We start from the raw sequence: 10,250 nt of genomic DNA, 5'->3' as shown, positions 1-10,250 counted from the left end.
TTAAAGGTTATTGGCTAGGAAACCCACAACCAAAAGTGAAAGCAGAGTTTTCATTATTTGTTAACTTCACAAATTTGCTTTCACTAAGCCAATCGATATACTTCATCACTCTGTTAACCTAGTTAATCACATCATTATTCTTCTACTATTCATCCCTATTAACGAATAATTACCTAGTACATATAACAGCATTACCAAACATAACCATTAAGATTTATATCGATAAAATATGGTTTATCCATGATAAAATTGTGATATAAACGCAATGCAAACGTTTGCGTGACTAGTAAAGCAATGAAATTCAGCATCTATAGCCACTCATAGAGCTCTCACGCAACCAGCATATTGTTTCTACTGTGAGGAAATAAGCCTATATGAAAAGCGACATCGATATTTGCCGCGACACTCGACTTACGCCAATTGAACACATCGCTGAACAAGCTGGTATTCAACAGCAAGAGCTCACTCCGCAAGGAACATTAAAAGCCAAAGTTAAACCTGCAATTCTAAAAAGACTGGCTGACAAAGAGGAAGGTAAATTAGTTGTCGTTACCGCCATTACGCCGACCCCTCTTGGTGAAGGCAAAACAGTAACCACCATTGGCTTAGCACAAGGCTTAGCTAAGATTAATCGCTCTGTTATGGCATGTATCCGACAACCATCTATGGGTCCTGTCTTTGGGGTAAAAGGTGGTGCTGCTGGCGGTGGTTATAGCCAAGTTGCACCAATGGAGAAACTCAACCTGCACTTAACCGGTGATATTCATGCAGTAACGGCTGTACATAACCTTGCAGCAGCAGCTTTAGATGCCCGCTTATATCATGAGTCACGTTTAGGTTATGACGAATTCAGCGCCAAAACAGGCTTGCCAGCTCTTCGTATTGATATAAATAATATCTGCTGGAAACGCGTGATGGATCATAACGATCGCGCATTACGCATGATCACCATTGGTCAAAACGAGCCAGGTAAAACCATTAACGGTTTAGAACGTCATGATGGCTTTGATATCACCGCGGCTTCAGAGCTGATGGCCATTCTTGCGCTTGCTGATGATTTACATGATATGCGCCAACGCATTGGTCGTATCGTGGTGGCTTATGATCTCGATGGAAAACCTGTAACCACTGAAGATCTGCAAGTCGCAGGCGCGATGGCTGTTACCATGTGTGAAGCCATCGAACCAACGCTAATGCAAACATTAGAAGGTGTGCCAACGCTTATCCATGCAGGTCCTTTTGCGAACATTGCACACGGTAATTCTTCGATCATCGCAGATAAGATCGCATTAAAACTGAGTGATTTTGTTATCACTGAAGGCGGTTTTGGCTCTGATATGGGGTTTGAAAAAGCCTGTAATATTAAAGCGCAGCAAGCTAATCGTGGCCCTGATTGTGCTGTGGTGGTTGCGACACTGCGTGGTCTAAAAGCCAACTCAGGGCTTTATGATTTACGTCCGGGTCAAGCACTGCCTGCTGCTATCTTTGAAGAAGATAATGCAGCCCTTATTGCGGGTTTTGATAATCTAAAATGGCATATCAATAATGCCGCACGTTATGGTGTACCTGTGGTAGTGGCGATTAATCGTTTCCCACAAGACACCGATGCAGAGCTTGAACTACTGCAAAGCATGATCAATAACGCTGACTTTGCCACTCATGTTGATGTTGCGATCAGTGAAGCCTTTGGCAAAGGTGGTGAAGGTGCTATCGCACTGGCAGAGTGCGTGGTAAAAGCTTGTCAGCATCAAGCGAACTTCACACCTTTGTATCAACTTAGCCAGCCGCTTGAAGAGAAAATCATGACAATAGCTGAAGTTGGTTATGGAGCAAGTCATGTTGAGCTATCACCACTCGCCCAACAACAACTCGCACACTTTAAAGCTCAAGGTTACGATGATCTTGCTATCTGTATGGCGAAAACACCGCTTTCTATCTCGACTGATCCGAGTATAAAAGGCGCACCAACAGGTTTCACGGTTCCTATTCGTGAACTCAAACTTTGCGCCGGTGCAGGCTTTATTTATGCGCTATGCGGCAATGTAATGACAATGCCAGGTTTACCTGAGAAACCTGCATTTATGAGCTTAGATATCGATGAAAACGGCAATATTATCGGTCTAAGTTAACTACCTTTTCCCCTTTATTGAGACAGACTTTAAAGGGGAATCTGCTTTCTATCCTCTCGCCAACTCCCTCTTCACACTCATGTAACCATTTGTATCTTTTATACTATTCGTATAACAACAAGGTTAATACTTATCAGTACCACCCATTTAAATCAATACCTTATAAATTTAAAGGGTTTTATTTCAATAACATAAAGTAACAAAAAAAGATGCCTAATCGGGGTCAGATCATTTTTTTTTATACCTAACCTGCTACTCTCATTGGCAGAAAATAAATATCTATGAGGCCACCTTAAATGGAAATGACAAACGCTCAACGTTTAATTCTATCTAACCAATACTACTTAATGTCTAAATTGACACCTGAGAACGCAGAGAAATACCGTCGCCTTCAAACCATCGTTGAACGTGGTTACGGTCTACAAATGCGTGAACTTGATAAAGACTTTGGCGATTTACCTGAGCAAGATTGTCGTGAAGTAATCGACTTCATGGAAATGTACCATGCCCTGCAAGAGTCATTTAACCTTGAAGATTGCCGTTGTGATGGCGCAAAAGATATCGATCAACGTCGCTTACAGTTCCTAGGTTTTGATGCTGCAACTGAAGCACAGCTTGTTAACTATGTTCGTTTCCTTGTTGATGAAGAAGGACTATACCCTCAATTTGAGAAAAATGAGCACCGCTTTAATAGCCACGTTCCTATGCTAGAAAAATACCAGCGTATGTTAAAAGTATGGCGCAACTGTCCTCGTCAATACCACTTATCATGCAATGAGATCCAACAAATCTTAACTGCATAATATACGCATATTCATGAATAAGCCGAGTATCATACTCGGCTTTTTTCGTTTCCTATTTATTGACCAGAAATAGCTCATCAAAGAACACTGAGTGCTATTTTTGTGAGATCGTCCATAGTTTATTATTGATATAAAGCATCCTTGCCAGCCTAATGGTATAGCTACAGACATAATATAAAAAAGCCATAAATATTCAGTCTGATACGCTAGGAATCATTACTCAAATGCTCCACATCTTTATCTTGCTGCTCGTTGTAGCAACACCGATCATCGCACAAGCAACCCCTAATTTAGTTATTCTGACAACATTCTCAGAAGAAGGGTTAAGTCCGATCATTGATAGATTCAAAGAAAAGCATCCACAAAGTAATATCAAAGTGATCCAACGCCGTGAAGCTTCTGGCTTACGTTTTCTAGACGATCAGAAAAAGAATATTGATATTATCATTTCATCATCACCCACTTTTTTCCAACCACTGATCAACAGCCAACAACTGCTTCCTTTCGGTAAAGCCAAAGCAAGAAAAGAGCAGCAACAGCTTTCTGAAGATATTATTGCATTTGGTCATACCGGATTTGGCTTACTGTGGAACCAGCGTTATTTAACTAACAATAACCTGCCTACACCGCAAACTTGGTTAGATCTCGCGAAACCAGATTTCTTTCGCCATATCAGTATTAGTAGCCCTTATCGCTCTAATACCACTCACTTAATGATTGAAAGCATCTTACAAGAATACGGTTGGGAGGAAGGTTGGCGTCTGCTGTATCAACTGGGCGGCAATTTCGCGTCAGTCGAAACCAATGCTTTTGCGCTCAGTGAAGCTATTTCTCGTGGTCTCATTGGTGTCGGCCCTGTGACTGACAGTTACGCTCGTCACTATAAAGCACAATTTCCCTATGTTGATTTTCTTTATCAACCACAAAGTCCATTATTGCCGCACTATGTTGCGATAGTAAAAAACAAATATCGCTCTGATTTTGCTAAAGAGTTCGTTAATTTATTACTGTTTCAACGCTGTGATGAGAACACTGCCATATATGAGCATTTGATCCATCCAAAACAAATTGCCCATAATGATTTTATCGCGCAAACATTCAATAAAAAAACATTAGACTATCAAGTCATTCAGCAGCGTTCAGGACTAGTAAAACACTTGTTTGAGCAGACGATCAGCAACCAACTGCCAAAGCTAAATCAAGCATGGCAATTGCTACATTCAATCGAAAAAACAGCAGATACATTAACCGAGGAACAGCAAAAAGATTTTATTTTAGCGAAGCAACTAGCATCAACCTCTCCCGTCAGCATAGATGATATGCAAGATAAGGTATATCATGAGCTATCTCTTTTTCGAGACAACCCGCAGGTACATAATTATCGACAACAATGGCGGGTAAAAATGGCAATGCAATTAGAGCAAGCCATCGCATTAAGCTATACGATTATTAACGGGAAAACAGCATTGCAATGATCCGCAACATCAACAAAAAAACAATTGGTAGTCGTCTTATTATGTCGATTATCTTGATGGCATTTCTCACCATCTCAGTCAGCTTAATCGCCGTGTTAAATTGGGAAAAACTCAGCACACAAATTGAAACCATTACCCACAATAACATGCCCATTGTGCAGGCAAGTTATCAGTTAGAACGCAATACCGCTGAATTACAATCAACCCTGAATCTATTAGGGCAAAATACCAATCCACTCAAACACGATGCTATCAAAAGTAATATCAATCACACCCTAATTAACATTAGTACGGCGATTAACCGTATTTCCAAATTACACCACTACCCTGCTATCAAATCAGGGCATCAAGTATTGGTGCAGCAAATTGATAACTACACCAAACTGCTACAACAACGTAACAGTGATTTGTTTGCTTTAAGCCAAACGGCCAACAAATTGAAATGGCTTCACCATGATCTTATTGATGAACTAGTACCATTGCGCCAAGAAGTCGAATGGAAACTCAATAACATTAATCGTCATGAACACAAAAAAGATGCGGTTCAGCTTGATGTCGTCAATAACGTAATGAACGAGTTTTCACTGATCCAAGCAATCACAGTAAAAGAAAATGAACTGCACCAACTGGTCGTGGAAATCATTCAACAACGTCAAGATCGTGATCTTAAAAATGCTTTCAACTTCATCGGTCATAAAGCAGATGAAGTCGATATTATCAGCCAGCAAATTCGTAGCTATCCATCAAGCGTCACTTTCCGTCAGCTATTAGAGAAATTTACGGTATTGGTGAAACCCGGTGGTCAACTTGAGCAACAACTTAAGCGTGATATGATTTTAAGCTTACAAATCAACCGCGCGAAGGTCGATATTAAGCAACGACTCACACAGCAAGAAAACATGATCCAAACGCTCGTTGAGCATGCCGATCAATCGCTTAATAATTTAAATAACGATACCCGCCATGCCATTACCATGAGTAACTATATGTTGTTTGGCGTGGTATTCATTACGATCATATTAACTATTTTTCTCTCAGTGTATTTGGTTGGCAACGGTATCGTTAATCGACTCAATCTACTCAGTAAAGATTTGCATGCCGTTGCAAAAGGCGATCTTAACGCGAAAATCTCCACCACAGGTGAAGATGAAATTGGCATTTTAGGCGATAACCTGCGATATTTCTGCCGTCAGATGCAAGACATTCAAGCTTCTAATGCTTTGAATTTAATAAACAATACGCAAGTAAGCCTGATCACCTGTAACATGCATGGCGTGGTAGAATCCGTGAACTTACAGGCACTAAAACAATTTAATTTCGATCAGATCAGTCAACATCAAACTTTATGGGATTTATTTGATGCTCCGATCTCCACTCGATTAAGCCTGCTATTTAAGCCAAATAGCCTATTACGTAAATTAGGCGCATATAAAATGACCGTGACATACACCACGGATAAACAACATTTATTCTACCTTCGATTGGATTTTCGCACCTTCAAACATGGCAATCAGGATAAGGTGATCATCACCATCACTGACATTACCGATCAAGAAAAAACTACCCGCTGGCTAGAAAATAAAGTTGCCGAAAAAACTCAATCATTAACCCTTAGAAATCAGCAATTAAAAGCTGAAATTGAAGATCGTAAGCGGATTGAAGGGGATTTAATTGCAACCCAAGATGAACTGATCCAAGCGGCTAAAATGGCAACGGTTGGTCAAACCATGACATCACTCGCCCACGAGCTAAATCAGCCACTATCGGCAATATCAACTCGTCTATTTAGTGCTAAATTAGCCATTGAACATCAAAAATACGAAAAAATACCGGATAACTTAGGAAAAATTGAAGATTTAGTTATCCGAATGAGTAAACTAATCAGCAGTCTTCGAAGTTTTGCCAAAAAGCAATCGGCGACAAATCCATTAACCCAAGTGGATGTTCAAGAGTCAATCAAACAAGCCATACTCATTGTTGAAAGTCGTGCCAAAGTACAACAAACAACAATAGCCAATACCATTAGTACACCTATCTATGCCCAAGCCGATCAGGTTCAACTTGAGCAAGTTTTAGTCAATTTATTGGTCAATAGCTGTGATGCTGTTGCAAGTTGTAAACAGCGACAAATAACCATTATGCGACTTGATAGCCCTAAAGATAGAATAAGGATCGCGGTGTTAGATAGTGGTCATGGCTTTAGTAATGACATTATTGATAAATTATTCGTACCTTTTACTACCACCAAAGATGTTGGACTCGGGTTAGGTCTCAGCATCTGCAATTCAATCATGACAAGGTTAAAAGGTAACATCTACCTCGCTTCTGGTCTCACAGGTGGAGCGATGGTTGTTCTGGAGTTAAAAAAAGATGATGAGTGATAATACTAATGTACTGATTGTCGATGACGATCAAGATGTACTAGATGCCTACCAAGAGTTGCTCGAGTTAGCCGGTTACAATGTTGAAACCGTCTCAGACTCAACTCAAGTGATCGCCATGCTTGATTATCACTGGACTGGGGTCATTGTCACTGATATGTACATGCCTGGTTTAAATGGCATGGAGTTGCTGGAAAAAATTCAGCAATTTGATAACGAGATTCCTGTCATTATCGTCACAGGTCATGGTGATATTCCAATGGCGGTTGATGCTCTGAAAAAAGGAGCTATCGACTTTCTGCAAAAGCCATTGCAACCTAATGATCTTATCCAACTGTTAGAGAAGCATCTGCCATTACGTAAGCAGATCATTGAGCAACGCAAAACCTTGCAAAGCACTGCTACTGAACTGTTACTAGGTGATAGCCCATTAATCGTTAAAGTGCGTGAGCAATTAAAACAAGTCGCAAACTCTACCAAAGACGTATTAATCGAAGGTGAAAATGGCACAGGCCGTCACACCATTGCTAAAATTCTGCATAAAAACAGCCCATTGCATCAAGGGCCAATGGTAGAAATTGATGGTTCAGCAATCACTTGTACCCCCGATCTTCAACGTAGCATGATCTCTGCACGTACAGGTTGTTTATGTTTAAGCAACCCACATATCATGCCAAAAGAAAGCCAGCAGTGGTTATGTCGTTTCTTATTAGAGCAAGAGCGCCAAGGCAAGAAAGAAGTACGTTTATTAGCACTATTTGAAGGTTCACCAGAGCCTTTCGTTGAAAGTGAGCAATTCTTACCTGAGCTATTCTACTTCCTAAGCCAAGTACGTTTTAGCTTACCGACATTACGTCAGCGCAGCAGTGACATTACTAGTATCTTTAAGCACTACTTAAAACAAAGCTGTAAGAAACTAAACAAGTCAGTACCAACTATTGATAAGGCTTACATCAATACCCTATGTCGTTATGAATGGCCGGGGAACGTGTTAGAGCTAAAGAACGTCGCTGAATTGTATGCGATTGGCATCGTCAAATTGGCAGGACAAGAGCGTTCAAAACCAATTGAGCAAATGAGTAGCCCACTCGACGATCTTGTGGATGGTTACGAAAAGCAAGTCATCGAAGATGCATTGTATCTGTTTGCAGGACGTATTAATGAAGTGTCATCGTACTTGCAGATCCCACGTAAAAAACTGTATTTACGTATGAAAAAGCATGGATTAGACAAAGCAGAATATAAAGTTAGACCAAGCCACTAACACTGATTCTACGCTTAAAACCCTGCGGCAAAAGCCTTCGTCACTGAAGGCTTTTTTATTTGCACCAAAATCCGTTAGCGACAACAGACAATAACCATTACACTAAGCGGCTGTTTTTCAGCTTTGGTTTATTCTTATGTCCTATCAATGCCCCCTATGCCATGCGTCACTGGTTTTAAATACGCAAGGCGAGCAACCGAAAACTTACCGTTGTTGTAACAACCACCAATTTGATCTGGCAAAAGAAGGCTATGTGAACCTAATGCCTGCTCACCACAAAAGCTCGAAAAATCCTGGTGATAATAAAGAGATGATGCAAGCGCGTCGTTTATTCCTTAATACCGACCATTACCAGCCTCTTCGTGACGCTGTGATGGCGCAACTTCGCGCTCAATTGCCAGAAGATGCAACCCAGCTACTTGATATTGGTTGTGGTGAAGGCTACTACACTTCTGAGTTTGTACAACTACGCCAACAATTTCCTGCACTTACCGTTCATGGTTTAGACATCTCAAAAGTAGCGGTAAAGTATGCTGCCAAACGCTACCCTGAATGTGATTTCTGTGTCGCTTCAAGTCACCGTTTACCTTTTGCTGATGAGTTCTTTGATGGAGTCGTGCGTATCTACGCACCTTGTAAAGGTGAAGAATTGGAACGTGCAATCAAACCCGGTGGTATCTTAGTTGCAGTAACCCCTGCACCTCGTCATTTATACCAATTAAAAGAGCTGATTTACGATGGTGTACGTCTACACGATGTGCCTGTTGAAACGATCCCTGGCTTTGAATTGATTGCAGATGAGCAACTACATTACGAGATGTCTTTAAGCGGTGAAGAAGCGACAGCGTTAATGCAAATGACGCCGTTTGCGTGGAAAACATCAGAGCAAGTATGGCAACAACTCGGTGAAGCGAAAGATTTCTTCTGCGAAGCAGATTTTGCAATTCGAGTTTACCGTCGCCAATAATCGACATTATCTCTCCACACTCAAATGCGAGTTACTGTCAATTGATAATAACTCGCATTAACAGTATTATTCATTACTGCGTTTTATTTCCTACTCTTAAAATAAGTTCATCTTTAGGGATATCAGTAATGAATAAATGGCTCGCGCTAAGTCTTAGCCTTGCAACGGTATTAACCGGCTGTGCTTCTTCAAATCACTCTCCAGCTCCTGTTTCCCCCCCAAGTACCTTTTACGATTACACGATCACCTCTGCACAAGGAAACACATTAAGCGTTAACCAATTAGCCTTAGCACTTAAAGACGCCGATATTATTTTGGTTGGCGAATGGCACAGTCACCCTGCAGCTCACCTATTACAGAGCCAATTGTTTGCAGCCTTATACCAACAAAACCCAAATATGGCGCTCTCAATGGAGCAATTCACCCGAGATAAACAAGCCATTGTCGATCAATACCTTGCAGGTGAAATTGGTGAGCGAACACTGGTATCAGAAGCTAATGCATGGCCAAACTACGACAGTGATTACCGCCCGTTAGTTGAATTTGCTAAACAAAATAAATTAGATGTGATTGCCGCTAATGCGCCCAAAAGTATCGTGCGCTGTATTAGCAAACAAGGGGCAGGTTATCTCAATAAATTACCAACATCAGAGCGTTCGTGGGTAGCACAATCACTCACGCTCAATAAAGATGCCTATCAGACTAAGTTTTTAAACTCGATGCATCATGGCAATGAAGAGCAAAACCTGCGTATGTTTGCTGCTCAAACCGCATGGGACGATACGATGGCAGAAAGTATGGTCGACTATTTAAAGAACCATCAAAACAAGCAAATTATTCATGTTGCTGGTCGTTTTCATACCATGGAAGGACTCGGCACGGCATCTCGGATCAAAGCACGCAATCCTAACTTAAACGTCGCATTGGTTACCCCAATCACCGCTAAAGAAAAGTTAGCCGATAATGCTCAAGATTACCGCGTGACCATGGCACCACTACCTGTACGTTATGTACAAAAAGATAACCAAAACAAAGCGATGAAAAAAATGATGATGAGAAATAAAGAATTAAAGTGCTATGAATAGATGATGGGAAGATAATTTTACATAGCCCAGATAGAGCAGAACCCCATCGGCGGCCAAGCAGTTGGGGTTCTTTGGGAGATAACAGCTATATCTCTTAGTAGCCATATTATAATGCCATAACTACCTTTCTGATTACTGAATAGGAT

Annotated in this window: 7 protein-coding genes; all 7 read left to right on the top strand. The window is 40.9% G+C overall.

Annotated features, from left to right (window positions below; all coding sequences use genetic code 11):
- Window positions 1-374: 374 nt before the first annotated feature.
- The 7 genes from E5A76_RS10085 to E5A76_RS10055 all read left to right on the top strand — a co-directional run bounded on the left by E5A76_RS10085 (window position 375) and on the right by E5A76_RS10055 (window position 10,104).
- Window positions 375-2,129 carry a formate--tetrahydrofolate ligase gene (locus tag E5A76_RS10085; protein ID WP_161118852.1) on the top strand — a complete coding sequence of 585 codons (1,755 nt, stop codon included), beginning with the start codon at window positions 375-377 and terminating at the stop codon, window positions 2,127-2,129.
- Window positions 2,130-2,425: 296 nt separating this feature from the next.
- Window positions 2,426-2,932 (top strand): YfbU family protein, encoded by a 507-nt coding sequence (locus tag E5A76_RS10080; protein WP_023931444.1) that lies wholly within the window; start codon window positions 2,426-2,428, stop codon window positions 2,930-2,932.
- A 224-nt stretch (window positions 2,933-3,156) separates the two neighbouring features.
- Window positions 3,157-4,407 (top strand): ABC transporter substrate-binding protein, encoded by a 1,251-nt coding sequence (locus tag E5A76_RS10075; RefSeq protein WP_161118851.1) that lies wholly within the window; start codon window positions 3,157-3,159, stop codon window positions 4,405-4,407.
- The gene (locus E5A76_RS10070) at window positions 4,404-6,788 is read left to right on the top strand and encodes an ATP-binding protein (protein ID WP_161118850.1); all 2,385 of its coding nucleotides are present in this window, start codon (window positions 4,404-4,406) and stop codon (window positions 6,786-6,788) included. Before E5A76_RS10075 ends, E5A76_RS10070 begins: the two co-directional genes overlap by 4 nt.
- Complete coding sequence (locus E5A76_RS10065) at window positions 6,778-8,052, top strand: sigma-54-dependent transcriptional regulator (protein WP_161118849.1); 1,275 nt, start codon at window positions 6,778-6,780, stop codon at window positions 8,050-8,052. Before E5A76_RS10070 ends, E5A76_RS10065 begins: the two co-directional genes overlap by 11 nt.
- A gap of 136 nt (window positions 8,053-8,188) precedes the next feature.
- Window positions 8,189-9,019 carry a 23S rRNA (guanine(745)-N(1))-methyltransferase gene (gene rlmA / locus E5A76_RS10060; protein ID WP_161118848.1) on the top strand — a complete coding sequence of 277 codons (831 nt, stop codon included), beginning with the start codon at window positions 8,189-8,191 and terminating at the stop codon, window positions 9,017-9,019.
- Between the two features lie 128 nt (window positions 9,020-9,147).
- Window positions 9,148-10,104 carry a ChaN family lipoprotein gene (locus tag E5A76_RS10055; RefSeq protein ID WP_161118847.1) on the top strand — a complete coding sequence of 319 codons (957 nt, stop codon included), beginning with the start codon at window positions 9,148-9,150 and terminating at the stop codon, window positions 10,102-10,104.
- Window positions 10,105-10,250 lie beyond the last annotated feature (146 nt).

Origin of the sequence: Photobacterium lucens (assembly GCF_009873615.1) — a bacterium.
Lineage (GTDB): Bacteria > Pseudomonadota > Gammaproteobacteria > Enterobacterales > Vibrionaceae > Photobacterium > Photobacterium lucens.
The sequence above is the reverse complement of the archived record's forward strand: the minus strand, read 5'-3'. Positions and strand labels throughout refer to the sequence as shown.